Here is a 25,541-nt window from a genome sequence, read left to right as displayed (position 1 = left end):
TCCGACTGCCCGAGGGGGCCGCCATGCCCGACCGTCCCGCACCGCCGCCGTTCACACCACCCGCCGTACCACCCGCGCCGTTCGCCGCACAGTGGCGACGCAGCAGCCGCTCGACCGGGATGAACAACTGCGTGGAGACCACGCGGTTCGACGGCGCGCTCCTCGCCGTACGCGATTCGAAGAACGTGGACCGGCCGCCGCTGCGCTTCTCAGCGGCGGCCTGGAGTACGTTCGTGGCCGGACTCGGCCCGCACTGAGCTGGATCCGCACGGAGCCGATCCGCACGGATCCAGCTCTCACGGGGCCGGTTCGCACGGAGCCGGTTCGCACCGGATCAGCCGACCCGGGCGTCCGCCCGCCGCGGAGCGGTGGCGAGGACCGTGGCCACCGCGGTCGTGATCTGCTCCTCGGTCAGGTCGGCGCGCGCGGTCAGCCGCAGCCGCGAGACGCCGTCCGGTACCGACGGCGGGCGGAAGCAGCCCACCGCCATCCCGGCCGCGTGGCAGTCGGCCGCCCAGCGCACCGCCGCGTCCGCTGAGGGCGCCCGGACGGAGACGACGGCCGCGTCGGGCCTGACCGCCCTCAGCCCGGCGGCGGTGAGCTGTCCGTGCAGCGAGATGGCCACCTCCCGTGCACGAGCCGCCCGTTCGGGCTCCCGGCGCAGCACTCCGAGGGCGCCGAGCGCGCCGCCGGCCGCCGCCGGGGCGAGCCCGGTGTCGAAGATGAAGGTACGGGCCGTGTTGACCAGGTGTTCGATGACCCGGGCCGACCCCAGGACCGCGCCACCCTGGCTGCCCAGGGACTTCGACAGGGTGAGCGTGGCCACGATCCCGTCGCGGCCCGCCAGCCCGGCCGCGGCGAGCGCGCCGCGTCCGCCGTCGCCCAGCACTCCGAGACCGTGGGCGTCGTCGACCAGCAGGGCGGCGTTCGCGGAGCGGCAGACCTCGGCCAGGGCGGGCAGCGCGGCGGCGTCGCCGTCGACGGAGAAGACCGAGTCGGTGGCCGCGAGGGCCCGCCCGTCGTGCGCCCGCAGGGCCTTCTCGAAGGCGCCCGGGTCTGCGTGGGGCACGACGGCGGTCTCGGCGCGGGAGAGCCGGCAACCATCCACGATCGAGGCGTGGTTGCCCGCGTCGGAGACGATGAGGGAACCACGCCCGGTCAGCGCGGTCAGCGCGGCGAGATTGGCCGCGTACCCGGAGGAGAGCACGAGGGCCGCCTCGAAACCGCAGAAGGCGGCGAGCTCCCGTTCCAGCTGGGCGTGCAGGGCGGTGGAGCCGGTGACCAGCCGGGACCCCGTCGCCCCCGCCCCCCAGCGATGGGCGGCGCCGGCGGCGGCGGCGGTGACCTCCGGATGCCGGGTGAGACCCAGATAGTCGTTGCTCGCGAGGTCCAGCAACTCCGGCTCGGCACTCCGCGGACGCAGGGTCCGCACGAGTCCGGCGGCGGCCCGGTCGCGGGCCTCGGCGTCGATCCAGTCGAACGGGGCGAAGGACATGGGGCGGTCCCTTGGGTAGGCGGGCCCTCGGCGGGCGGCTCCGCGCGGACGGTCCGGTGCGGACGGTCCCTTTGTAGGCAGCCAACAGACCCTAGCCGGGTGCGCAGCAGGTCAGGGTGTGGCAATACACACACCCTCGCCCAGGTCTCCTGTCTGGTTCCTCCTTGGCTGGAGGCGGTGCCGTAAGCCAGGATCATCTTCCATGGACCTGCTGAACACGCTGGTGGACAAGGGGCTGCGGCGCGAACTGCCGACCCGCGAAGAAGCGCTCGCCGTACTGGCGACCTCCGACGACGAGCTGCTCGACGTGGTGGCGGCCGCCGGGAGGGTGCGCCGTCAGTGGTTCGGGCGGCGCGTCAAGCTCAACTATCTGGTCAACCTCAAGTCGGGGCTCTGCCCCGAGGACTGCTCCTACTGCTCGCAGCGGCTCGGTTCGAAGGCCGGGATCCTCAAGTACACCTGGCTGAAGCCGGACGAGGCGTCCAAGGCCGCCGCCGCAGGGGTGGCGGGCGGCGCCAAGCGGGTCTGCCTGGTGGCGAGCGGACGCGGCCCGACGGATCGGGACGTCGACCGGGTCTCGAAGACCATCGAGGCGATCAAGGAGGAGAACGAGGGCATCGAGGTCTGCGCCTGCCTCGGTCTCCTCTCCGACGGACAGGCCGACCGGCTGCGTACCGCGGGCGCCGACGCGTACAACCACAACCTCAACACGTCCGAGGAGACGTACGGGGCGATCACCACCACCCATACGTACGCGGACCGGGTGGAGACCGTGCAGCAGGCCCAGGCCGCCGGGCTCTCGGCGTGTTCCGGGCTGATCGCCGGGATGGGCGAGAGCGACAAGGACCTGGTCGACGTCGTGTTCGCGCTGCGGGACCTGGACCCGGACTCGGTGCCGGTGAACTTCCTGATCCCGTTCGAGGGAACGCCGCTCGCCAAGGAGTGGAACCTCACCCCGCAGCGCTGCCTGCGCGTTCTGGCGATGGTCCGCTTCGTCTGCCCCGACGTCGAGGTGCGGCTCGCGGGGGGGCGTGAGGTGCACCTGCGCTCGATGCAGCCGCTGGCGCTCCACCTGGTCAACTCCATCTTCCTGGGCGACTACCTGACGAGTGAGGGCCAAGCCGGCCAGACCGACCTGGACATGATCGCGGACGCCGGTTTCGAGGTGGAGGGCGCGGGCACGACGACGCTGCCGCGCCACCGGGCCGACGCCCTGAGCGGCGGCTGCGGGACGCGGGACTCCACCGTGGGGACCGGCTGCGGATCGCACGACACCGGCGGAGCCGAGGGCTGCGGTTCCCACGGAGGCGGCGGGGGCTGCGGGCCGTGCGGCGGCCATGGGGAACTCGAGGAGGAGCAGCGGGAGAGCGTGCCCCTCCCGCGTACGGACGCCACCGGACCGGCACGCACGGATCTGGTGGCGGTCCGCCGTCGCGGCGCGGGAACGGATCTCGCGCCCAATGCCTGAACCACACGCCCCCGGGGCCATCGAGGACTCCGGACCCGCCGCGCCGAAGCCGTACTCCCCCGAGGAGCTGCGGGCGCTGGATCGCGCACACGTCTGGCATCCGTACGGTCCGATGCCGGGCCGCCAGGAGCCGCTGGTCGTGGAGTCTGCCTCCGGGGTACGGCTCCGGCTCGCCGAACCCGTCGAAGGCCGAAGCGAGTTGGTGGACGGCATGTCCTCCTGGTGGTCGGCGGTGCACGGCTACAACCACCCGGTCCTCAACGAGGCCGCGCGCGGCCAGCTGGACCGGATGAGCCATGTGATGTTCGGCGGGCTCACCCATGAGCCCGCCGTCCGGCTGGCGACCCGGCTGGTGGAGATCACCCCCGGGCCGCTCCAGCACGTCTTCCTCGCCGACTCGGGGTCCGTCTCCGTGGAGGTCGCGGTCAAGATGTGCCTCCAGTACTGGCGTTCGGCCGGGCGTCCGGCCAAGCGGCGGCTGCTGACCTGGCGCGGGGGTTATCACGGGGACACCTGGCAGCCGATGTCGGTGTGCGACCCGGAGGGCGGGATGCACGAGCTGTGGTCGGGGTCCCTGCCCCGCCAGGTCTTCGCCGACGCCCCGCCGGACGGCTTCGACGCGGAGCCTGACACCGCCTACGTGACGCACCTGCGGGAGCTGATCGCCGCGCACGCCGACGAGCTCGCGGCGGTCATCGTGGAGCCGGTGGTGCAGGGCGCGGGCGGGATGCGGTTCCACTCCCCCGCCTATCTGCGGGTGCTGCGCGAGGCCTGCGACGAGCACGACGTCCTGCTGGTCCTCGACGAGATCGCGACCGGTTTCGGGCGTACGGGCAAGCTCTTCGCCGCCGGGCACGCCGGGATCTCGCCGGACGTCATGTGCGTCGGCAAGGCCCTGACCGGCGGCTATCTCACGATGGCGGCGACGCTGTGCACCACCCGGGTGGCCGAGGGCATCTCCAGCGGCCAGGTGCCGGTGCTGGCGCACGGACCGACGTTCATGGGCAATCCGCTGGCCGCCTCGGTCGCCTCGGCCTCCGTGGACCTGCTGCTCGGGCAGGACTGGGAGGGCGAGGTGGCACGGATCGGCGCGGGCCTGCGCTCCGGGCTCGCTCCCGCCGCGGACATCGCCGGGGTGGTGGACGTACGCGTCCTGGGGGCGATCGGGGTCGTCCAGCTCGACCGCGAGGTGGACATGGCGGCGGCGACCCGCGCGGCCGTGCGCGAGGGCGTCTGGCTGCGGCCGTTCCGCGATCTCGTCTACACGATGCCGCCGTACGTCACTAAGGACGAGGACGTCGCGCGGATCTGCCGGGCCGTGTGCGCGGCGGCACGGGAGGGCTGAGCCGATATGCCGACGATTCTGGTGGTGTCCGGTACGGGCACGGAGATCGGCAAGACCGTGGTGACCGCCGCGGTGGCGGCCGCCGCGCGGGGCCGCCGGGTCGCGGTCCTCAAGCCCGCGCAGACCGGGCTCGCCCCCGGGGAGCCGGGCGACGCGGCCGAGGTGGCGCGGCTGGCGGGGAGCCATGTGACGGCGGTCGAACTGGCCCGCTTCCCGGAGCCCTTGGCTCCGGCCACGGCCGCCCGACGGGCGGGGCTCGTGCCCGTGCGGCCGTTCGAGGTAGCCGAGGCCGCGGAGAAGTTGGCCACCGAACATGACCTCGTACTGGTGGAGGGTGCGGGCGGGCTGCTCGTGCGGTTCGACGACGAGGGCGGCACCCTCGCGGACGCGGCCCGTCTGCTGTCCGCCCCGGTACTGCTGGTGGCCCCCGCGGGCCTGGGCACGCTGAACGCCACCGCTCTGACGGCCGAGGCACTGCGGACCCGGGGGCTGAGCTGCCGGGGCGTCGTGATCGGCAGCATGCCGGCGGAGCCGGACCTCGCGTCCCGCTGCAACATCGAGGACCTGCCGGTGGCGGCCGGCGCACCACTGCTCGGCGCGGTACCGGCCGGCGCGGGTTCACTGTCGGGCGCCGCCTTCGCGGCACGCGCGCCGGGTTGGCTGGCTCCGGAGCTCGGTGGGACCTGGTCCGCCGCACGCTGACGGGGCGCGCCGGGGGCGGCCGAGGCGTTGCCGGTCAGGAGCGAGGCCTTCGACGGGGCGGTGGCGTCCCTGGTCCTGTGCACCGTATGGGATCTGCCCCGGGCGCTCGCCGAGATCAGGCGGGTCCTTCGGCCGGGCGGCGAACTGCGGTTCTTCGAGCACGGGCCGGCGCCGGGCCGGGCGCCGGCCCGTGCACGGCACAGCGGGTGGCCGACGGACCCTGTGGCCGCTGCTCTTAGGCGGCTGTCACCCGGCCCGGGACCCGCCGGCCGCGATCGCGGCCGGCGGGCTTCGAGAGGGGCACGTACCGCAGGCTGCGGATTCCGGAGACGTGTCTCCAGGTGCCCTCCTCCCTCTGTGTCCTGGGCGTGGCCCGCAAGCCGTTCACCGAGGACCGAGGGAATGAGGACTGAGGACCGAGCCGGATCGTGGGGCGTTTCACCGAGCCTGTCGTGGGGCGTTTCGCCGAGTCTGTCCTGGGTGTCTCACCGGGTCTGTCGTGGGGTGTCTCACCCGCTCTCACATGCTCCACTGCCGCAGCTCGTCGGCGATGGCCCGCACGTCCGCCTTGCCCTGCTTCACCAGTAGCGCCAGATCGCGGACCTGCTCGGGCGAGGTGATGACCTTGAGCCCGGAGGCGACGAGGTAGCCGTACGCGACGGCCGAGGCGAACATCGCATTGGAGTGTTCGAGTGCGGGCACGTGCAGGAGCAGCTGCAACAGGGCGGCCGCCCGCGCGTGCGGGTCGCTGTAGACGGCGCTGCCGAAGATCTCCGCGTCATGCCGTGCGACGGCGGCGACGAGCGCACCCCAGTCGGCGACCTGCGGGTCTCCGGGCGTCTTGTGCTCGGCGACCATCAGCAACCAGGAAAGGTCGATCCGCAGGTTCAACGGGTGCCTTCGCGCTCCGGGCCGAACTCCTCGGCGAACACCGACTCGTACTGCTTCATGAAGTCGGCCGCGGCCTCGACGAAGGTGTGTCCCACCTCGCCCGCGTCCTGCTGGACGAGTTCCTCTATGTAGCGGTTCACGCTCATCCCCCTCTGCAGCGCGCGTTGCCGCGCGGCCTCGGCGGTGGCCTCGTCCACTCGAACGTTCAGCTGAGTCTTGGGCACCCGACCACGCTAGCGCGACCGTGCTAGCACCGGCAAGAGGAGCGCGGGGGGCAGGGGCCGCGCCCGGACCGTGGAACGCGATCGACACCCCGTCGCGGCGGATGGTGGGATGGCCGTCATGAACGATCTTTCGATACGGTCCGCGACCCCGGCCGATCTGGACGAGGTCCTCACTTTCTGGAAGGTGGCCGCCGAGGGCACCAGCATCAGCGACGACGGGGACGGGGTCGCACGCCTGGTGGAACGGGACCCCGACGCCTTGATACTCGCCGAGCGGGAGGAGGTGCTGGTGGGCACGGTCATCGTGGGCTTCGACGGCTGGCGCTGCCATCTCTACCGGCTCGCGGTCCACCCGGACCAGCGGCGCCGGGGTGTGGGCGGCGCCCTCCTCGCGGCGGCCGAGGAACGGTTCGTCGCGCTGGGCGGGCGGCGCGCCGACGCCATGGTCCTCGACCGCAACACGTCGGCCCACCACGCCTGGCGCGCGGCGGGTTACGAGCCCCAGCCACGGTGGACCCGCTGGGTGAAGCACCTGACGGGCTGAGCGGTACGGGACGGATACCGGCCGCGGTGCGGCACGCCCTGGCACGGTACGGGGGCTTCCGGCGCGATGCGGCACACATCGACGCGGTGGGCGGGGCGCTGCTGGGCAGACGCCCTACGATGACATGTCCTCCGCCGCCCCCTGCCGCACGGTGTGCGCGTCCCTCCATGGGCGAGCCTCCCCGTAGCCGACACCGCCGACACCGCGCGGTCCCCCCGCCCCTGCCCGATCATGGGACGGAGGTGAACCGATGATCGAAGTGCTTCTGCTGCTCGTCGCCCTGCTGCTCAGCGTCGCCTGCGGCGCGTTCGTCGCGGCGGAGTTCTCCCTGACCACGGTGGAGCGCGGCGAGCTCGAACGGGCTGTCGAGCGGGGCGACCGTGGCGCCGCGAGCGCGCTCAAGGCCGTCCGAAGCCTCACCTTCCAGCTCTCGGGGGCCCAGCTCGGCATCACCGTCACCAACCTGGTGATCGGCATGCTCTCCGAACCGTCCATCGCCAAGCTCATCCGCGGCCCCGCCGAGGCGGCGGGGCTGCCTCCCGCCGCCGCGTCCACCCTGGCGCTCGTCCTCGGTACGGCGCTGTCCACGATGGTCCTGATGGTGGTCGGCGAACTGGTCCCGAAGAACTGGGCGATCTCCTCCCCACTGGCCGTGGCCAAGGCGGTGGCCACACCGCAACGGGGGTTCACCGCGTTGTTCCGGCCCTTCATCAGCCACCTCAACAACACGGCCAACAGGATCGTGCGCCGCTTCGGTCTGGAACCGACCGAAGAGCTGGCCTCCGCCCGCAGTCCGCAGGAGCTGGTGGCGCTGGCCCGGCACTCCGCGAAGGAAGGCGCGCTGGAGGCGGACACGGCCGAACTGTTCGTCCGCACGCTGAACCTCTCGGGGCTGACCGCGGAGAACGTGATGACACCGCGGGTCCAGGTGACCGCGCTGGAACTGCACGCGACGGCCGAGGACGTCGCCAATGCCACCCGGGCGACCGGTCTGTCCCGCTTCCCCGTCTACCGGGGCAGCCTGGACACCGTGGTCGGCGTGGCCCACATCAAGGACGTGCTGGCGATCCCCGCCGACCGGCGGGCCCGCACCCGGATCTCGGAACTGCTGCGCGAACCCCTGCTCGTACCGGAGACGCTCACCGTGGACCGGCTGCTGGACCGGTTGTCCGGAAGGCTCGCCATGGCCGTGGTGATCGACGAGTACGGCGGGACGGCCGGGGTCGCGACGCTGGAGGACATCGTGGAGGAAGTCGTCGGCGAGGTCCGGGACGAGCACGATCCGCACGAGACGCCGGACCTCGCCGCCGCCGGTGAGGACGCCGACGGGCGGACCCTGTGGTCGGCCGACGGGGCGGCGCGCACCGACCAGCTCCGCAGGATCGGCCTGCGGGTGCCCGACGGGCCCTACGAGACCCTCGCGGGGCTGATCGCCGCCGAGATCGGACGGATCCCGACGGTGGACGACAGCGTCGAGCTGGAGGGATGGCGGATCGACGTGGTCGACGCCTCGGGCCGCCGTGCCGCGCGGGCCCTGCTGCACGCCCCGCCGCCGGGGTCCGAGGACCGGACGGGGGACGGGCGGTGATCGTTCTCCAGCTCTTCATCGGCCTGCTGACCCTGGTGGCCAACGCCTTCTTCGTGGGCGCGGAGTTCGCCCTGATCTCCGTGCGCCGCAGCCAGATCGAACCGGAGGCCGAGGCCGGGAACCGGCGGGCCCGCAGTGTCGTCTGGGGCCTGGAGCACGTCTCCGCGCTGCTCGCCGCCGCCCAGCTCGGCATCACGCTCTGCACCCTGGTGCTGGGCATCGTCGCCGAACCGGCCATCGCGCATCTGCTGGAACCGGCCTTCGACGCGGTGGGGGTGCCGCACGGGCTGGTCCACCCGCTGTCGTTCGTCATCGCGCTGGGCGTGGCGACCTATCTGCACATGCTCCTGGGCGAGATGGTGCCGAAGAACATCGCGCTGGCCGAACCGGCGCGGAGCGCCCTGCTGCTGGGCCCCCCGCTGGTGGCGATGGCCCGCGCCCTGCGGCCGGTGATCTTCACGATCAACGCGTTCGCCAACACCCTGCTCAAGCTGTTGCGGGTGGAGACGAGGGACGAGGTCTCCGCGACGTTCTCGGACGACGAACTGGCCCGGCTGGTCCAGGACGCCGGGGACGCCGGGCTGGTCGACGACCGCTCCGCGCAGCGCCTCCGCCACGCCCTGGAGCTGGGCCGTCGGCCGGTACGGGACGTGGTCATGCCCGTCGACCGGGTGCTGTACGCGAGGGTCGGCACCACTCCGGAGGAGTTGGAGCGGCTCTCGTCCGAGTCCGGGTTCTCCCGCTTCCCGGTGATGGACACCGAGCAGCGCATCCTCGGCTACCTCCATGTGAAGGACGCCCTGGACGCGACGCCCCGGGACGTTCCCTTCCCGGTGACGGCGATGCGGCCGATCGCCCGTGTCCGGGCGGCGACTCCACTGGACGACGTGCTCACCGCCCTGCGGCGCAGCCGGACCCATCTGGCGGCCGTTCTCGACGAGGACGACCGGCTGGCCGGCTTGGTCACGATGGAGGACGTGCTCCGCGAACTCGTCGGACGGCAGCAGTCCCGCTGATCCGCCGGCGCACCGACCTGCGGCCGGGCCCGCTCGGCCGGCCGGGCCTCGGGCCGTCGCGGTACGATCACCGGGCCATGGAAATGAATGCCTCCTACACCAGTCTCGTCGCGGTCGGCGACTCGTTCACCGAGGGCATGTCGGACCTGCTCGCCGACGGCACGTACCGGGGCTGGGCCGACGTCCTCGCCTCCCGGCTGGCGGCCGGGGTCCCCGGCGACCGTCCGCCCGGTCTCCGTCCGCCCGGTTTCCGGTACGCCAACCTCGCCGTACGCGGGAAGCTCATCGGCCAGATCGTCGACGAGCAGGTGGACGCGGCGGCCGCGCTCCAGGCCGATGTGGTGACGCTCGTCGGCGGACTCAACGACACGTTGCGCCCGAAGTGCGACATGGGCATGGTCAAGGGGCGGCTGGAAGAGGCCGTGGGGCGCCTGGCACCCTCCTGCGGGCAACTCGTCCTGATGCGCAGCCCTGCCCGCGACGGACCGGTGCTGGAGCGGTTCCGGCCCCGCATGGAGGAGTTGTTCACCCTGATCGACGACCTGGCCGCCCGCCACGGGGCCGCGGTGGTCGATCTCTACAGCGCACCGTCGCTCAGCGACCCCCGTATGTGGGACGTGGACCGGCTGCACCTGACCGCCGAGGGCCACCGGCGTGTCGCCGAGGCGGTCTGGCAGACGCTGGGGCTTCCGGCTGAGCTCGACTGGTGGACGCCGGTCCCCGCGACCGCGCCGCCGCGTTGGGCATCGCGGCGGACCGAGGACATCCGCTTCGCCCGCAGGCACCTGGCCCCGTGGATCGGGCGGCGACTGACCGGTCGCTCCTCCGGCGACGGACGCTTCGGAGCGCAGTTCGACGCCGCGACGGGCAAGGCCTTCTGGATCACGCCCGTGGACGCCGAGCAGCCCGGTCCGGTGACGGGATGGCATCGGGACGTCTCCCCCGGCTCCCCCGACTCACGCTGAGCGCCGCCGAAGCCGACCGGGCTTCGTAGCAAACCACAGACAAGGGCGCGTCGCCGACCTGCATGAACCGCCAGTAGAATCCCTTTACGTGACTGCTGTGTCTGCGAAGCCTCGCATCCCCAATGTCCTGGCCGGCCGCTACGCCTCTGCGGAGCTGGCCGTCCTCTGGTCCCCCGAGCAGAAGGTGAAGCTGGAGCGTCAGCTGTGGCTGGCGGTGCTGCGCGCCCAGAAGGACCTCGGGATCGAGGTGCCCGATGCGGCGCCGGCCGACTACGAGCGCGTGCTGGACCAGGTGGACCTGGCCTCGATCGCCGAGCGCGAGAAGATCACCCGACATGATGTGAAGGCCCGGATCGAGGAGTTCAACGCCCTCGCCGGTCATGAGCAGGTCCACAAGGGCATGACCTCCCGGGACCTGACGGAGAACGTCGAGCAGCTTCAGATCCGTCTTTCGCTGGAGCTGATGCGCGACCGCACCGTGGCCGTACTGGCCCGGCTCGGCAAGCTCGCCGCGGAGTACCGTGAGCTCGTCATCGCCGGACGCTCGCACAATGTCGCCGCGCAGGCGACGACGCTGGGCAAGCGCTTCGCGACCGCGGCCGACGAGATGCTGGTCGCCCACGGCCGCCTGGAGGACCTCCTCTCCCGCTACCCGCTGCGGGGCATCAAGGGCCCGGTCGGCACGGCGCAGGACATGCTGGACCTGCTCGGCGGTGACGCGGGTAAGCTCGCCGACCTGGAGCAGCGCGTCGCCGGACATCTCGGCTTCGCCGAGGCGTTCACCTCTGTCGGTCAGGTCTACCCCCGATCGCTCGACTACGACGTGGTCACCGCTCTGGTGCAGCTCGCCGCGGCGCCCTCCTCGGTGGCGAAGACCATCCGGCTGATGGCCGGCCACGAGCTGGTGACCGAGGGCTTCAAGCCCGGCCAGGTCGGCTCGTCCGCGATGCCGCACAAGATGAACACGCGCTCCTGCGAGCGGGTGAACGGCCTGATGGTGATCCTGCGCGGCTACGCCTCGATGACCGGCGAGCTGGCGGGTGACCAGTGGAACGAGGGCGATGTGTCCTGTTCCGTGGTCCGCCGGGTGGCGCTCCCGGACGCGTTCTTCGCGTTCGACGGCCTCCTGGAGACCTTCCTGACGGTGCTGGACGAGTTCGGCGCGTTCCCCGCGGTCGTGGCGCGCGAGCTGGACCGCTACCTTCCGTTCCTGGCCACCACCAAGGTCCTGATGGGCGCCGTACGGGCCGGAGTGGGCCGCGAGGTGGCGCACGAGGCGATCAAGGAGAACGCGGTCGCCTCCGCCCTCGCGATGCGGGAGCAGGGCGCCGAGCGCAACGAGCTGCTCGACAAGCTCGCCGCGGACGAGCGGATCCCGCTGGACCGCGCGCAGTTGGACGACCTGATGGCCGACAAGCTCTCGTTCACGGGCGCCGCCGGCGACCAGGTTTCGTCGCTGGTCGCCCGGATCGAGGAGATCACCAAGCAACACCCCGAGGCCGCGGGCTACACCCCCGGCTCGATCCTCTGACCGGCACCGCCCTCACCGGATGACCCCCGAAGAGCTGAGCGCCGCCCGTGACCGCATCGTCCCCGATGTGGCCGCGGGCGGTCTGCGTGTGCTCTTCTGCGGCATCAACCCGAGCCTGATGACCGCGGCGACGGGCCACCATTTCGCGCACCCCGGGAACCGGTTCTGGCCGGTCCTGCACCGCTCGGGTTTCACGCCCCGGCAACTGCGTCCTTCGGAGCAGGCCGAGTTGCCCGGTCTCGGACTCGGCATCACCAACGTGGTGGCGCGGGCCACAGCCCGGGCGGACGAGCTGGGCGCGGACGAGTTCCGGGAGGGTGGGGCCACTCTGACGGCGAAGGTCGAACTGCTCGCTCCCCAGTGGCTCGCGGTGGTCGGCGTCACCGCCTACCGGACGGCCTTCGGGGAGCCCCGCGCCCGGATCGGTCCCCAGGACCGCACGGTCGGCGGCGCCCATGTGTGGGCTCTTCCCAACCCCAGCGGCCTCAACGCCCGCTGGACGGTCCAGAGTATGGCCGAGGAGTACGCCCGCCTCCGGGACGCCGTCCTCACCCGGCCCCCGGCGAGCAGCGCCATCGGCGCGAGGTGGATCCCCCCGCCGAAGGCGGCACGCAGCGCACCTGGATGCCCCAGGCCAAGCACGTACTCCCCCAGCAGGAGTTGACCGACCAGGAACGTCGTGAAGCTGGTCACCAGCCCGACGATCAGCACCGACCCACCGATCGCGGTCATCTTCGCCGCACAGAGGGCCGAGGGCGAGCCCTGTCAGCTCGGTCCTGGCGAAGTCCCGGGCCGGAGATCGTACCCAGGCGGTCATCGCCGCACACGAGTCCGGTTTCGTCGCTCCGGGATGACCGAGGTTGCGGCTCGATACCGGCTTCCCTCGCTGGTCGCAGGGCTCTCGGCCAGCGAGTACGATCCCGGCAGACATGCGCACGAGCTGGGAGGACATACCGTGGGCCGGCTGACCGGTGGGGACCCGTCGCTGCTGCGACGGATCAATTCCGCGGTAGTGCTGCACTCCTTGAGAGGGGCCGGCGCGCTGACGCTGACGGACCTGACACGGATCACGGGGCTGTCCCGGCCGACGGTCGAAGGGGTCGTCGAGGGGCTGTTCGAAGCGGGTCTCGTGGTCGAGGCGCCGCCCGACGCGGGTGCGGCACGGCGCCAGGGGCGCCCTGCGCGGAGGTTCCGTTTCCGGGCCGAGGCGGGGCATCTTCTCGGGGTGGAGATCGGTCCGCACCGGGTGTCGGCGCTCATCTCGGGGCTCGACGGCCGGATCATCGGGGCGGGCTCCCGCGCTGTGTCGGAGACCGCCGGAGCGGACGACCGGCTCGACCAGGTACGGGCCGTCATCGCGGACGTACTGCGACGCACCGGGGTGGCCCGGAGCAATCTGCGTGCGGTCGGTGTGGGCAGTCCCGGGATCGTGGAGGCCGACGGCACCGTGCGGCTGGGTACGGCGTTGCCGGACTGGACCGGCCTCGCGCTCGGGGAGCGGCTCCGCCGTTCGTTCCGCTGCCCGGTGCTCGTCGAGAACGACGCCAACGCCGCCGCGGTGGCCGAGCACTGGAAGGGCGCGGCCATCGAGTCCGACGACGTGGTCTTCGTGCTGGCGGGGCTGAGCCCCGGGGCGGGTTCCTTGATCGGCGGGCGGCTGCACCGGGGGTTCGGCGGGGCCGCCGGGGAGATCGGCGCTCTGCACCTGCTGGGCAGGGACGTGGCGCCGGAGCATCTGCTGTCGACGACGGACACGCCGTTGGACCCGTTGGACGAGCTTGCGGTGGCCGCGGTGTTCGCCAAGGCCCGGGAGGGCGATGCGGGGGCTCAGGCGGCGGTCGAGCGGTTCCTCCAGCGGCTGGTGCACGATGTGGCGGCGCTGGTGCTGGCGCTCGACCCGGAGCTGGTCGTGGTCGGTGGCTGGGCCGCCGGGCTGGATGGGGTCCTGGAACCCCTGCGCAGAGAGCTGGCCCGCTACTGCCTGCGCCCGCCCCGGGTGACCCTGTCGCTGCTCGGAGAGGCCGCCGTAGCGACAGGGGCGTTGCGGCTCGCCCTGGACCACGTCGAGGAGCAGTTGTTCGCCGTCGAGGGAACCGTGACGGCCCGCCGCTGACCGAGGGTGAGGGCCGGGGCACCGACTACGTGCGCGTGGGCGGATCAACTGACCACGTGCGTGGGCGGATCACGGGCGCTGTCCCCGGAGCCGGTCGGGCGGCAAACGCGCGCGCCCGCCGATTCCCGGGGACTGGAGTCCCTGAGATGCGGCGGGCGTGGGGCCGAGCGGGTCGGAGGCGTCAGGAGGCCTGGCGCTCCGGCTGTTCGTCGTGGCTGATCTCCAGCGCCCCGGAGTCCCCGAAGGTGAGCCGGCAGGTGTCCGCGCGGTAGGTGGCGACGGATACGGCCGCCGTACCGGCCGCGGTGCAGTAGCGGGTGGTGACGACGAGGACGGGGGCGCCGGGGAGCCGGTCCAGTTCCTTGGCGTCGTCCGCGCGCGCCGAGCCGAGCTCCACGGAGCGGTCCTGGCCCTGCAGGCCGAGCCGGTGCAGCTCGCGCAGCACGCTCCGGGCGCGGACCGCGCCGGACGGGGCCTCGATGGCGGAGAGGTCGGGCACCGAGGAGGCGGGGATGTAGAGGAGTTCCGCCGCCACCGCCTGCCCCTGGGTGTCGCGGATACGGCGTACCACATGCACCGGTTCGGCGGGGTTCGTTCCGAGCATGGAGGCCACCGCCGCCGGGGCCTTGTCGATGGTGCTGTCGACCGGCTGCCAGGCCTCGCCGCTGACGGCGCCCGGCCGCTCGTGCTGGGCGGTGGAGACGGCGATGCCCACGCGCGGCGGGGCGACGGTCGTCCCGACACCACGGCGGCGCTGTAGTCTGCCTTCGAGTTCGAGCTGCTCCAGCGCCTGCCGGAGCGTGGCTCGCGCGACACCGAACCGTGCCGCGAGGTCCCGCTCGTTGGGCAGGATCTCCCCCACCGCAAAGTCCGAGTCGAGTGCCTGACTGAGCACGGTTCTGAGGTGCCAGTACTTCGGCTCCTGTACCGATTCCAGCTGCGTGGTCCCCACCCTGTCCTCCGCAAATCGCCCAGCGTCTTTTTCGCGACGTTATTTATTAAAGGTTCTTGTCTTAACTGGAGACCCTAGGACGGCATACCCCCTTGGTCAAGACCAATACTCATTCCGTAACGGAACTAACGGGGCTCTGGCGCAGAGCGTTCACACGACGTTCTTCGTGCCGTGAGACGAGCGCAGCACGGAGCCCTGCCATCACGCCGATGACAGGGCTCCGACCAGGCCTGCGGCGGACGCGTGAGGCGCTGGGGACCGAGGCGGCCAGTGGTGCTTTTGGCTAGAGGACGGGCAGCCCGGAAAGCTTGTCCGGATTACGAATGATATAGGCGCATTGAATGACACGTTGGCTGACTTCGATCTGGAAGACGGTGTCGGCCTTCCCTCCGACGAAGTAGACGGCGGCGGGCCCTCCGTTGAGCTCCATGACGCGGATCTCCCCGTCCGGGGCCAGCTCCCCGGCCACCGCGAAGAGGAAGCGGCCGACCTTGTCGGCGGTCTCGATGATCCGCCGCGGCGCCTTCGCCTTGCCACCGCTGTCGCTGACCAGCCGGACGTCCGGGGCCAGCAGCACGAGCAGCTGCTCGATGCCGCCCCCGGAGGCCGCGGCCAGGAAGCGTTCGGTGAGATCACGGCGCTCGGCCGGGTCCACGTCGTAGCGCGGCTTGCGCTCCTCCACATGCCGCCTGGCACGGCCGGCGAGCTGTCGGGCGGCTTCCTCGGTGCGGTCCAGGGCGGTGGCGATCTCGGCGTACGGGAACCCGAAGGCCTCCCGGAGCACGAACACCGCACGCTCCAGCGGCGAGAGCGATTCGAGGACGACCAGCACGGCGAGCGATACGGAGTCGGCGAGGACGGCGCGCTCCGCGGTGTCAGGCATGGCGGGGCCGAATTCCGTCACCATCGGCTCCGGCAGCCAGGGCCCCGTATAGGACTCCCGGCGTGACCGCAGATGCCGGAGCCGGTCGATGGCCAGCCGGGTGGTGATCCGCACCAGGAAGGCCCGCGGCTCCCGAATGTCCTCGTGCGCCGCCGCCGACCACCTCAGCCACGCCTCCTGGACCACGTCCTCGGCGTCGGCGACGCGGCCGAGCATGCGATAGGCGACACCGGTGAGAACGGGCCGGTGTTCTTCGAAGAGCTCGGTCGCGACGTCGACGGTCATCGAACCATCCCAGCCCACCGGCCATCCGCTGTCCAGCGGGAATCGCCGCAACCCTTGAACTGCGAGCTACCCGAGGGTAATTGTTGTTGACGAAGTGTCTACCCGCACCAGGGAGCAGCAGCATGACCACCACGGCATCCTTCACCGTCGCAACGGCCGACGGCCCCCGACCGGTCTCGGTCGCGTACGAACGGACCGGCTCGGGCGAACCGTTGCTGCTCCTGCACGGCGTCGGGCATCATCTGCGGGCCTGGGACCCGGTGACACGGATCCTGGCCGCCGAGCGCGAGGTGATAGCCGTGGACCTGCCCGGCTTCGGCACCTCGCCCGCGCTGCCGGACGGAGTTCCCTACGATCTCGCGACCGTCGGCCGGGTGCTCGGAGCCTTCTGCGCCGAACTCGGCCTGGACCGCCCCCATGTGGCCGGGAACTCGCTCGGCGGCCTGCTCGCCCTGGAACTGGGGCGCACCGAGCTGGTGCGGTCGGTGACCGCGCTGTCCCCGGCGGGCTTCTGGACCGAGGCGGAACGGCGCTACGCCTTCGCCACCCTGCGGACAATGCGCCGGAGCGCGCTGGCCCTGCCGGTGTGGCTGATCGAGCGCCTGTCGCGCAGCGCGGCCGGCCGGGCTGCCCTCACCGGCACCATCTACGCCCGGCCCGGCAGGCGTTCACCGGAGGCGGTCGTCGCCGAGACGCTCGCCCTGCGCGGAGCGACCGGCTTCCACCGGACGCTGGAGTCCGGCAGGGGCCTGCACTTCGGCGACGATGTGAAGGGCGTCCCCATCTCCGTCGCCTGGGGCACCCGCGACCGGATACTGCTCCGCAGGCAGGGGGTCCGCGCCAAGCGGGTGATCCCCGACGCCCGGCTCGTGCGGCTGCCCGGCTGCGGGCACGTCCCGATGAGCGACGACCCGGCGCTCGTGACCCGCGTCATCCTGGACACCAGCCGCTGAGCCGGCCCGTCGGGGCATAGGCGCCCCGACGGCCCCGCGCCGGCCGAGGACGCCGGAACCGTACGCCACACCGGCGCCGACCAGCAGGCTCCCCACACCCTGCGCGAGACCGTATGTCCCGACTCCGACGAGAGGCGCGGTCAGGGCGGCGGAGACCGGGATCAGGCCGGAGAAGAGCGTGGCGCGTTCGGCTCCGATGCGCTGTATCCCGCTGTACCAGCAGACGAATCCGATCACGGTGACGACGACGGCCTGCCACAGCAGGGCCGTCGCCTCGCCGCCCGTCGGGACGCGCAGGAACGACCCGCCGTCCATCAGCAGACCGAGCAGCGCCGACTCGACGGCCGCGACGCCACAGACCGTCGCGGTGAGCAGCTTCGGGCCGAGCGGGCGCAGCACGGAGACGGCGAGGACCGCGAAGCCGACCTCGCCCGCGAGCGCGCCCACCGAGAACAGCACGCCCGCCAGGTCGGTGCGGCCCCAGCCCTGAACGGTGAACGCCCCGACGGCGACGAGTCCGGCCGCGTACAGCGTGACGCGGGACGGCCGGCGGCCGTCCAACAGCGGGACGAGCACGCCGACCACGATCGGCGCACAGCCCACGAAGACGCCCGGAACAGCTGGTTCCGCAGACTGTTCGGCCGCCAGGACCGCCAGGTTGAATCCGACCATGCCCACGGCGGCGAGCAACCCGATCCGCCCCCACTGGCGGCGGGTGAGACCGCGCAGCCGCGCAGTCGTGGAGTCGGGATCACGCCGCAGGAACGGGATGAGCAGGAGTGCGGCGAGACCGTAGCGGAGGGCCTGGCCACCCGCGAACGGGTAGTCGCCGAGGACACTGTTGGCCGTGAAGGATGCCCCCACCAGCACGCACGCGAGGGCCGCGAGGAGGGCCCCGCGCAGAGAGGTTGCGTTCATGGGGTCGACGCTAGGGTCGGCGGCGGACCGGATTAAGGTCCACTCGTATGACGTTTTCGGGGACCAGTTCGCATCGTCCGTCGGCGGAACCCCGCTCTCCGGCGTGGGAGTTGCTGCTGCCCGCCGCCGCCGCGCCGGCGCGCGGACGGGGGCGCGCACTCCGGTCCGCGCTGCGGGAAGCGGTCCGCTCCGGCCGCCTCGCGGCCGGCACGAGGCTGCCCTCCAGCCGTGAGCTCGCCGCCGATCTGGGGGTGTCGCGCGGGCTGGTCACCGAGGCGTACGAGCAGCTCACCGCGGAGAGTTATCTGCGCAGCGGGCAGGGCGCGGGTACCTGGGTGAGCGAGGGCGTACGGGCGGCGCAGCGTCCCGTACGCGACCGCGCGCCGTGCGCGGTGGGCGCGCTGGTGGACTTCCGGCCCGGCACCCCCGATCTGTCCCTCTTCCCGCGCAGCGCGTGGAGCGCCGCCCAGCGGACGGTGTTCGGCCGGCTGCCGCACGGCTCGCTGGGCTACCCCGATCCGCGCGGGCTGCCGGAACTGCGTGAGGCCCTGGCCGGACTGCTCGTCCGGCGCCGGGGCGTGGTGGCCGATCCGGAGCGGCTTGTGGTCTGCTCGGGTGTGGCCCAGGCGACGACCCTGCTCGGCTTCGTGCTCCGGGACGAGGGCGTGACCTCGGTCGGGGTGGAGGATCCGGGCAGTCCGGAACACGCCTCGCTGTTCGCGGCGACCGGTCTGGGCACGGTCCCGCTGCCCCTCGACGGCGACGGCCTCGCCCTCGCCCCCTTGGGGCGCTCCGGCGTACGCGCGGTGGTGACCACGCCCGCGCACCAGTTCCCCACCGGAATCGGATACTCCGCGCAGCGCCGCGGCGAACTGCTCGACTGGGCGCGGAACGCGGACGCCGTGATCATGGAGGATGATTACGACGGAGACTTCCGCTACGACCGGGCACCGGTGGGCGCCTTGCAGGGGCTGGACCCCGAGCGGGTCGTGTACTCCGGTTCCGTGAGCAAGTCGCTGGCTCCCGGCCTGCGGCTCGGCTGGCTGATCGCCCCCGCCGCGCTCACCGAGCGGATCATCGCCCGCAAACGAACGATGGATCTGGGCAACCCGGTGATCGACCAGGCCGTCCTGGCGGACTTCATCGTGCGCGGCGGCTACGACCGGCAGTTGCGGCGCTGCCAGCGGGCCTACCGGGAACGCCGGGACGCCCTGGTGTCCGCGCTCGACGAGCACTTCCCCGGCGCGACGGTCAGTGGCATCGCGGCGGGCCTGCACATCATCGCCCGGCTGCCCGCGCGGTACGGTCCCGAGGACGTCTTCCTGGAGCGGGCGGCCGAAGCGGGCATCGCCCTGCGGCCGCTGCGCGACTGCGGAACGGCCGACTCCGAGGACGGCACCCTGCCCCTCGTCCTGGGCTACGCCCATCTCGCCCCCGGCGACATCGCTCGGGGGGTCGCCGCGCTGGCGGCCACGTGGCGTTCCGGCCGGTCCGTCCCCGGCTGACAAGCGCCGTTCACCCGGGGTTGGGGCTCCGGCCGCCGCGAGGCACTAGGCATGGGCGAAGACCGGCGCCGGTCCACGGCCTTCTCGCGAACGGCGCACCGCCCGTCCACCTCCCTGGAGGCGCTTCCATGTCCTACCGTCCGCGGATTCCCTCGCCCGGCCGCCGCGCTGTCCTGCGCGGCTCGCTGATCGCACCGGCGGCCCTCGCCCTCTCCCCCACGGCCGCTTCGGCGGCGCCCGCGCTGCACCTGGCGGGGCGGCCCGAAGCGTCCTGGGGTGTGCAGGTGGGCAGCGTCACCGCCTCCTCCGCGCTCCTGTGGGTGCGCTCGGACCGGCCGGCCCGGATGCTGGTGGAGACCTCGGCGACCGAGTCGTTCCGGCGGGTCCGCAGGTGGTATGGGCCGTCGATCGGTCCCGGAACGGACTTCACCGGCACCACACCGCTGTACGGCCTGCCCGCGGGCGAGCAGGTGCACTACCGGGTGACGCTCGCCGATCCGGCCGATCCCCGCCGTACCGGCAAACCGGTGTACGGGACGTTCCGTACCGCTCCGGAGCGGCGACGCTCCGGGGTGCGTTTCCTGTGGTCCGGCGACATCGCGGGGCAGGGCTGGGGCATCAATCCGGACATCGGCGGCTACCGCGTGTACGAGGAGATGCGCCGCCTGGACCCGGACTTCTTCCTGTGCAGCGGCGACAGCATCTACGCGGACGGTCCGCTGGAGGCGAGCGTAACGCTGCCGGACGGCCGGATCTGGCGCAATGTCATGACCGAGGAGAAGGCGAAGGTCGCCGAGACGCTGGACGAGTACCGGGGGAACTTCCGCTACAACCTGCTCGACCGGAACGTCCGCCGCTTCAACGCGCAGGTGCCGTCCGTCGTGCAGTGGGACGACCACGAGGTGCGCAACAACTGGTATCCGGGCCAGATCCTCGACGACGCGCGCTACACCGAGAAGAACGTGGACATCCTCGCGGCGCGCTCGGTGCGCGCCTTCCACGAGTACGTGCCGCTCGCGCCCTCGTACGGTTCCGGGCGGCCTTCTCGGATGTACCGGGTCGTGCGCCATGGGCCGCTGCTCGACGTGTTCGTGCTCGATATGCGTTCGCACCGCAACGCCAACTCCCCGGGCCGGCAGGCGGACGACACGACGGGCATCCTCGGCGCCGAGCAGGCGCGGTGGCTGAAGCGCTCGCTGGCCGCCTCCCGGGCGGAGTGGAAGGTGATCGCCGCCGACATGCCGCTCGGCCTCGTGGTCCCGGACGGCGCGACGGACTTCGAGGCGGTGGCGCAGGGTGATCACGGGGCCCCGCTCGGGCGGGAACTCCAGATCGCCGAGCTCCTCCGGTTCGTCAAGCACCGCAGGATCACCGGCACCGTGTGGCTGACGGCCGACGTGCACTACACCTCGGCCCAGCACTACGCGCCGGAGCGGGCGGCGTTCAAGGACTTCGCCCCGTTCTGGGAGTTCGTGTCGGGCCCGCTGGCGGCGGGCGGCTTCCCGGCCAACGCGCTGGACACCACCTTCGGCCCGGACCGGGTCTTCGTCCGGGCACCCGACCGGGCCAATGTCTCGCCGATGGAGTCCCCGCAGTATTTCGGCGAGGTGCAGATCGACGGCGACAGTGCGGAGCTGACGGTGCGGCTGCGGGCCGAGGGCGGGTCGGTGCTGTTCACCAAGGTGCTCCGGCCGGGCCGCGTCGGGCAGTGAACGGCTGCTTCGGCGGGGCCGTTGGACAGAACAACTTGAGGACAGCCCAGCAGGACGTCAGTCAGTGGTAGAGCCACGACCACCGGAACCCACGTACCACTATCAATGTCAGTGGTGGGTCCTACGCTTTTTCTCATGACCCGATCCGTTCAGGCCTTGGCCTACGCACGCCCGTCCGCCCTGGAGTCCTGGCAGGCGGGGCCGTCCCTCGGTCTGGAGACCGCGGGGGGCCTCACCCCGCGCGGGGCACAGGCGCACCCGCGGTTCTTCGCGGGTTTCCTCTCCGCTCCGCGGACAGCGGCACGCGGGCTGCTGGCGGTGGCGGACGTCGCCGCCGCCCGCTACTACCAGCGTTCGCTGTCCGCCTCCCTGGATCCGGTGGTGACGGGCAACGGCGACCGGCTGCGCTTCGAGTCGTTCTCCGGTTGCTGTGGGGTGTACGCACGCCTCGACGTGCTCCAGGAAGGTCTGGACGGCCGGGAGACCGGCCACGGAACGACGAACGTGGACGTGAACGCTCCGCTGCGGGAGGCACTTTCGCGGATCACGGCGGATGATCTGCTGCATCTGCGGGTGGGTCCCAAGGAGATGGCGGTGACCACGCTCGACGGCCCGGTGGTGGAGAAGAAGGTGCCGCTGCCCGACCGGTGGCTGCGCGGTTTCGCGGAGGCGCAGGTCGCCTCGGCCGGATTCGATCTGCGGGCCGAGCTGAGCGCGGCGCAGGCGGTGGCGTTCCTGCGCTCGCTGCCCCGCTCCCCGTCCTCGGGCCGTGCGGCACGTGGCGCCCGGTGGGTGGTGGCGTCGGGCGGGACCCTGCGCCCGACAACCCGCCCCGTCCCGGGCGCGGTGTGCCTGCCGGGCCCGGAGCGGCTGGTGGCGTTGCAGCGGGTGCTGCGCGACGCGACGGCCCTGCGGGTGTACGGGCCGGTGGCCGACGGCGCGGTGGCGGCGAGTGCCTGGGAGGTGGTGCTGCCGGGGATGCGGCTCACGCTGACGCTCTCCCCCGACTCCGCGCGGGGGTTCTCGGGCGAGGGCGGCGTCCTGGAGGCGCTGGCCACGGATGACGCGGCGGCCGATGCCGAGCTGGTGTCCGTGCTGCTCGCCTGGGAGCCCCGGATCGAACCGGCTTCGCTGGCCGAGCGGTCGGGGCTGTCCGTGGAGCGGGTGCGGGCCGCGCTCATCCGGCTCGGCACAGCGGGCCGCGTCGGCTACGACCTGGCGGACGCCGCGTACTTCCACCGGGAGTTGCCGTACGACGCGGACCGGGCGGAGCGGCACAATCCGCGTCTCGTGGCCGCCCGCGGGCTGGCCGGTGCGGGCGCGGTGTCCCTCGACGGTTCACGGGCGACGGTCGCCTCCGGGGACCGCCGCTACCAGGTGCGCGAGAGCGGTTCCGAGGTCAGTTGCACCTGCCAGTGGTGGGCGGACTACCGAGGGCGCCGAGGGCCCTGCAAACACGCACTCGCCGTGCGTATGGTCCGCCGCGGGGCGACGGTCGCCGGAGGCACGCGATGAACGAGCTGCTCATCGCCGTGCGTGCGGGGCTTCACCACGATGTGCCGCCGCTGGTGCTCGGTCTGGACCGGCCCGGACGCCGTGCCGCGCTCGCGGAGTTGAAGGAGCTGCGCAAGGAGGTGCGCGGCTGGGACTGGCAGCGGCGGGACAGGATCCGCAAGGCGCTGCTGGTGGCCGGCGCGGGCTGTCACACCGGGGCGGCGGGGTGCGCCGCCTGGATCGGGGGCCGTGATCTGCGCGACTGGACGCGCTCCCCGTATCCGTTGATCCTCGCCTCGCTGAAGGACCGCGATCCGGCCTGGCTGGGTGATCTCGCCCAGCGGCTGGCGGAGCGATCGGTTCTCTCCGAAGTGGAGTACGCCTTCGTCAGCGAGCTGGCGCGGGTCGCCCAGGTACCGGTTCCGGTCACGGACAACCTGGTGGCGGGCTGGACGGAGCTGGTCGGTGCGGCGCGCCGGCGCGGCCGGACCCGGCTTTCGCTGACCGACGTCCTGCGGGACGACCCGCACACCTCGGTGCTGGCGCCCCGGTTGTTCGAGATGCCGGAGCTGCCGCCGCAGGTCGACTGGTACGACGCGCCGGACTCGCAGGACCACTGGCCCGGCGCGCTGTGCGCACTTGCCGACGACGGGGTGCTGGACCGGCCGCATCTGGTGGAGCGGTGCGTGACCCGGCTGATGCGCGGCGGCAGCTCCATCGACCAGCGGTTCTTCCTGGCCGTTCTCCTGCGGCTGGGGACGACGGAGGAAGAGGAGCACCGGCGTCTGCGGGACTGGACGGCGATGGCGGCGGACGGGATCGCTCCGGTCGCCTCGCACGCCCAGCAGGTGCTCGGGCGGCTCGACGCGCGGGGCGTGTTGTCCACCCGGGAGCTGGCGGACGTGTCGGGCGCCGTGCTCTTCCGCCGGGAGAAGAAGCTGGTACGCGCCCAGCTGACCCTGCTGGGAAAGGTGCTGCGCCGGGACGCCTCGACGGCGGGCGAGCTTCTTCCGGCGGTCGCCGAGGCGTTCGCCCACGAGGGCATCGACGTCCAGGAGCGGGCCCTGAAGCTGGTCGAGCGGTATCTCCCCGCCGTCGCCGACCCGCGGGTACGGGAGCGGTTGGCCTCCGCCGCCGCGCAGTTGGGCCCCTTGCACCGGGAGACGGTCGCCGCCCTGTTCGGCGATCTCGTGGCGGAGGAAGCGGCCGAGGTGTACGAGGAGTTCCTGCCGGCCGCGCCGGTGCTGCGGCGTCAGGAGCCCGCGCCGGGGACGGTGGCCGAGCTCGTCGAGGAGGTGGCCGCCCGGGTGCGGGCGCATGCGTCGGACCACTGGATCCCGTCGTCGGCCGTCATGGACCCCTCGGGTGGGGTCACCGGCTTCGAGCGGGCGCTCGACGGCCTCGTCCGACTGGCACGGACCGACCGGGAGGCGCTGGTGGGGGCCCTGCGGGAGGCGCTGGCCGGTCTGCACTTCGTCGAGCACGGCCTGTCTCCGCACATGATCGATCCACGGTCCATCTCGACCTCGCACGGGCTCTGCGTCGTGGCGGCCTCACTGCTGGGCCTGGTGTCCGAGCGGGACAGGGTCGCGTGGCGGGCGAAGACGACCGTGAAGGGTGCGGACGCCTGTGCCCATGCCGCATTGAACGGGGTGCTGCTCGACCGGGTGTGGGAGGCCGCGGAGGCGATAGCGGTCGGGCGGGCGCCGTTCCTGCTGGCCACGCCGACCTGGCACACCGGGGCGATCGAGGCGGCCGAGCTCGTCGAACGGCTGCGGACCTACCGGGAGCTGGGCGCCCGTCCCGGCCCCGCCGACTTCGCCCAGGCCCTGCTGCGGGTCCGCCGCCGCGGCGGCCCCGAGGGGGCGGACGCCGCCGCTGCGGCCGAGGCGCTGGGCACCGGCGAGGGGGACCGGCTGGCCGCCTGGATCCGTGCCGATGAGCCGGTGGCCCCGGTGCTGCGGCATCCGGCGACCGCCGTCTCCCGCCCGTCGGCGCGCAATTGGTGGCAGCGGACGACGACCGGGGCCCGTCAGGTGCTCTTGGCGACCCGGGAGCGGCTGGTGATCCAGCACGAGTTCCCGGAGGCCTTCCACTGGCTGGGCCGGGCGCAACTCCCCCATGCACGGGAGTGCTACCACTGGGGGCCGGAGCGTTCGTCGCACTGGACGGCAACCCTGCCCGAGGACCCGGAGACGCTGGCCGCCTGGCTGATGTCGGACCTGCTGTTCGCCGCCGACCAGGGGCAGCGGGGAGCCGTCGGGTTCCTGCCGGTACTGGCGGAGAGTGCGGGCGAGGTGGGCGGAGCGACGCATCTCGCGCTGGCCTACGGTCTCGGCGCACGGCACCCGGAGGACCGGACGGCGGCGGTGGACGCCCTGCTCGTCCTGGCCGCGGGGGGCCGCCTGGACGGTGCGTCGCTCGGGCGGGAGCTGGCGATCCTGGTCGACCGCGACCTGGTGAAGGTGAACCGCACGGCCGAGGCGCTCGGCACGGCGGCCGCCACCGGCGCGTATCGGACGGTGCTGAACGTGCTGGCCGCGATGCTGCCCGGTCTCCTGGCGTACGACAGGACGCCCCGGGCGCTCGGCGATCTGCTGTCCGTGGCGGCCGAGTGCGCCGAACGCTGCGGTACGGGCGGGATCCCGTCGATAGCGGGGCTCGCGGCCACGGCGGGGCGCAAGGGCTCCTCCCAGACGGTCCGCCAGGCCGCCCGGCTGCTCGCGAGGTTCCCTGCCGTGGCGGAGGGTTCCGCCCCCGCAGCCCCCGCAGCCCCCGCAGCCCCCGCAGCCCCCGCAGCCCCCGCAGCCCCCGAGAGTACCGATGCCCTCGCGCCGGACCGGAAGGATCGAGGAACGGCCGATCTCGGAATCTGACCGAAAACGACGATAGACGACCAGATCGACACGTAACCCATCAGTCACAAGGCGTTCGTTATCAGGCAACACCGTTCGTTC

General features: G+C 72.6%; 20 protein-coding genes and 4 pseudogenes. 18 read left to right on the top strand and 6 right to left on the bottom strand.

Annotation, left to right across the window (positions count from 1 at the left end):
* Positions 1-23 precede the first annotated feature (23 nt).
* Positions 24-257: a DUF397 domain-containing protein gene (locus ACZ60Q_RS24905; RefSeq protein ID WP_469638639.1), complete on the top strand. Its 234-nt coding sequence runs from the start codon at positions 24-26 to the stop codon at positions 255-257.
* 77 nt (positions 258-334) lie between these two features.
* Here ACZ60Q_RS24905 and ACZ60Q_RS24900 read toward each other — a convergent pair whose 3' ends face one another.
* A complete protein-coding gene (locus ACZ60Q_RS24900; RefSeq protein WP_469638636.1) occupies positions 335-1,495 on the bottom strand; it encodes an 8-amino-7-oxononanoate synthase in 1,161 nt (386 codons plus the stop codon).
* Positions 1,496-1,697: 202 nt separating this feature from the next.
* Here ACZ60Q_RS24900 and bioB point away from each other — a divergent pair, with 202 nt between their 5' ends.
* The 4 genes and pseudogenes from bioB to ACZ60Q_RS24880 form a co-directional block, all read left to right on the top strand.
* Positions 1,698-2,963, top strand: a complete 1,266-nt coding sequence (bioB, locus tag ACZ60Q_RS24895) for a biotin synthase BioB (protein ID WP_469638634.1) — start codon at positions 1,698-1,700, stop codon at positions 2,961-2,963.
* Positions 2,956-4,308, top strand: coding sequence for an adenosylmethionine--8-amino-7-oxononanoate transaminase (locus ACZ60Q_RS24890; protein ID WP_469638631.1), 1,353 nt, complete (start codon positions 2,956-2,958; stop codon positions 4,306-4,308). The genes bioB and ACZ60Q_RS24890 overlap by 8 nt, the downstream gene beginning before the upstream one ends.
* Before the next feature lie 6 nt (positions 4,309-4,314).
* Positions 4,315-5,010, top strand: a complete 696-nt coding sequence (gene bioD / locus ACZ60Q_RS24885) for a dethiobiotin synthase (RefSeq protein ID WP_469638628.1) — start codon at positions 4,315-4,317, stop codon at positions 5,008-5,010.
* 9 nt (positions 5,011-5,019) lie between these two features.
* Positions 5,020-5,423, top strand: a pseudogene (locus ACZ60Q_RS24880) (class I SAM-dependent methyltransferase); the annotation flags it as partial.
* A 106-nt stretch (positions 5,424-5,529) separates the two neighbouring features.
* Here the strand turns inward: ACZ60Q_RS24880 and ACZ60Q_RS24875 are convergent.
* Entirely contained in the window at positions 5,530-5,901 is a 372-nt protein-coding gene (locus ACZ60Q_RS24875; RefSeq protein ID WP_469638625.1) for a fic family toxin-antitoxin system, toxin component, read from the bottom strand.
* The gene (locus ACZ60Q_RS24870; protein ID WP_010062312.1) at positions 5,898-6,125 is read right to left on the bottom strand and encodes a hypothetical protein; all 228 of its coding nucleotides are present in this window, start codon (positions 6,123-6,125) and stop codon (positions 5,898-5,900) included. The genes ACZ60Q_RS24875 and ACZ60Q_RS24870 overlap by 4 nt, the downstream gene beginning before the upstream one ends.
* Positions 6,126-6,234: 109 nt before the next feature.
* On the opposite strand from ACZ60Q_RS24870, the gene ACZ60Q_RS24865 reads away from it, so the two are divergent.
* The 8 genes and pseudogenes from ACZ60Q_RS24865 to ACZ60Q_RS24830 all read left to right on the top strand — a co-directional run bounded on the left by ACZ60Q_RS24865 (position 6,235) and on the right by ACZ60Q_RS24830 (position 13,882).
* Positions 6,235-6,669: a GNAT family N-acetyltransferase gene (locus ACZ60Q_RS24865; protein ID WP_469638622.1), complete on the top strand. Its 435-nt coding sequence runs from the start codon at positions 6,235-6,237 to the stop codon at positions 6,667-6,669.
* Between the two features lie 250 nt (positions 6,670-6,919).
* Positions 6,920-8,257, top strand: a complete 1,338-nt coding sequence (locus ACZ60Q_RS24860) for a hemolysin family protein (RefSeq protein WP_469638620.1) — start codon at positions 6,920-6,922, stop codon at positions 8,255-8,257.
* Complete coding sequence (locus tag ACZ60Q_RS24855) at positions 8,254-9,273, top strand: hemolysin family protein (RefSeq protein ID WP_469638617.1); 1,020 nt, start codon at positions 8,254-8,256, stop codon at positions 9,271-9,273. Before ACZ60Q_RS24860 ends, ACZ60Q_RS24855 begins: the two co-directional genes overlap by 4 nt.
* 77 nt (positions 9,274-9,350) lie before the next feature.
* The gene (locus ACZ60Q_RS24850; RefSeq protein ID WP_469638615.1) at positions 9,351-10,238 is read left to right on the top strand and encodes an SGNH/GDSL hydrolase family protein; all 888 of its coding nucleotides are present in this window, start codon (positions 9,351-9,353) and stop codon (positions 10,236-10,238) included.
* Positions 10,239-10,326: 88 nt separating this feature from the next.
* Positions 10,327-11,769 (top strand): adenylosuccinate lyase, encoded by a 1,443-nt coding sequence (gene purB / locus ACZ60Q_RS24845; RefSeq protein WP_469638612.1) that lies wholly within the window; start codon positions 10,327-10,329, stop codon positions 11,767-11,769.
* A 19-nt stretch (positions 11,770-11,788) separates the two neighbouring features.
* A pseudogene (mug, locus tag ACZ60Q_RS24840) lies at positions 11,789-12,328 on the top strand (G/U mismatch-specific DNA glycosylase); the annotation flags it as partial.
* Between the two features lie 199 nt (positions 12,329-12,527).
* Positions 12,528-12,623 (top strand): annotated as a pseudogene (locus tag ACZ60Q_RS24835) (DNA-binding response regulator); the annotation flags it as partial.
* Between the two features lie 101 nt (positions 12,624-12,724).
* Positions 12,725-13,882 carry an ROK family transcriptional regulator gene (locus ACZ60Q_RS24830; protein WP_469638609.1) on the top strand — a complete coding sequence of 386 codons (1,158 nt, stop codon included), beginning with the start codon at positions 12,725-12,727 and terminating at the stop codon, positions 13,880-13,882.
* A 181-nt stretch (positions 13,883-14,063) separates the two neighbouring features.
* Here the strand turns inward: ACZ60Q_RS24830 and ACZ60Q_RS24825 are convergent, their stop codons facing one another.
* Both ACZ60Q_RS24825 and sigJ read right to left on the bottom strand, forming a co-directional pair.
* Complete coding sequence (locus ACZ60Q_RS24825) at positions 14,064-14,834, bottom strand: GntR family transcriptional regulator (protein WP_469638606.1); 771 nt, start codon at positions 14,832-14,834, stop codon at positions 14,064-14,066.
* Positions 14,835-15,117: 283 nt separating this feature from the next.
* On the bottom strand, positions 15,118-16,002 hold the full coding sequence (gene sigJ / locus ACZ60Q_RS24820) for an RNA polymerase sigma factor SigJ (protein ID WP_469638604.1): 885 nt from the start codon (positions 16,000-16,002) through the stop codon (positions 15,118-15,120).
* 122 nt (positions 16,003-16,124) lie between these two features.
* On the opposite strand from sigJ, the gene ACZ60Q_RS24815 reads away from it, so the two are divergent.
* A complete protein-coding gene (locus ACZ60Q_RS24815; protein ID WP_469638601.1) occupies positions 16,125-16,955 on the top strand; it encodes an alpha/beta fold hydrolase in 831 nt (276 codons plus the stop codon).
* Between the two features lie 75 nt (positions 16,956-17,030).
* On the opposite strand, the pseudogene ACZ60Q_RS24810 reads toward ACZ60Q_RS24815, so the two are convergent.
* A pseudogene (locus tag ACZ60Q_RS24810) lies at positions 17,031-17,873 on the bottom strand (DMT family transporter); the annotation flags it as partial.
* Positions 17,874-17,920: 47 nt separating this feature from the next.
* Here ACZ60Q_RS24810 and pdxR point away from each other — a divergent pair.
* The 4 genes from pdxR to ACZ60Q_RS24790 all read left to right on the top strand — a co-directional run bounded on the left by pdxR (position 17,921) and on the right by ACZ60Q_RS24790 (position 25,460).
* Positions 17,921-19,378, top strand: a complete 1,458-nt coding sequence (gene pdxR / locus ACZ60Q_RS24805) for a MocR-like pyridoxine biosynthesis transcription factor PdxR (protein WP_469638598.1) — start codon at positions 17,921-17,923, stop codon at positions 19,376-19,378.
* 128 nt (positions 19,379-19,506) lie between these two features.
* On the top strand, positions 19,507-21,090 hold the full coding sequence (locus tag ACZ60Q_RS24800; RefSeq protein ID WP_469638595.1) for an alkaline phosphatase D family protein: 1,584 nt from the start codon (positions 19,507-19,509) through the stop codon (positions 21,088-21,090).
* A 135-nt stretch (positions 21,091-21,225) separates the two neighbouring features.
* Positions 21,226-22,605 carry an SWIM zinc finger family protein gene (locus tag ACZ60Q_RS24795; protein ID WP_469638592.1) on the top strand — a complete coding sequence of 460 codons (1,380 nt, stop codon included), beginning with the start codon at positions 21,226-21,228 and terminating at the stop codon, positions 22,603-22,605.
* Positions 22,602-25,460, top strand: coding sequence for a DUF7825 domain-containing protein (locus ACZ60Q_RS24790; RefSeq protein ID WP_469638590.1), 2,859 nt, complete (start codon positions 22,602-22,604; stop codon positions 25,458-25,460). The genes ACZ60Q_RS24795 and ACZ60Q_RS24790 overlap by 4 nt, the downstream gene beginning before the upstream one ends.
* Positions 25,461-25,541 lie beyond the last annotated feature (81 nt).

It is taken from the genome of Streptomyces sp. NPDC104313 (genome assembly GCF_055583985.1).
Note: the sequence above shows the minus strand (reverse complement) of the source record. Positions and strands in the feature narration are given on the sequence as shown.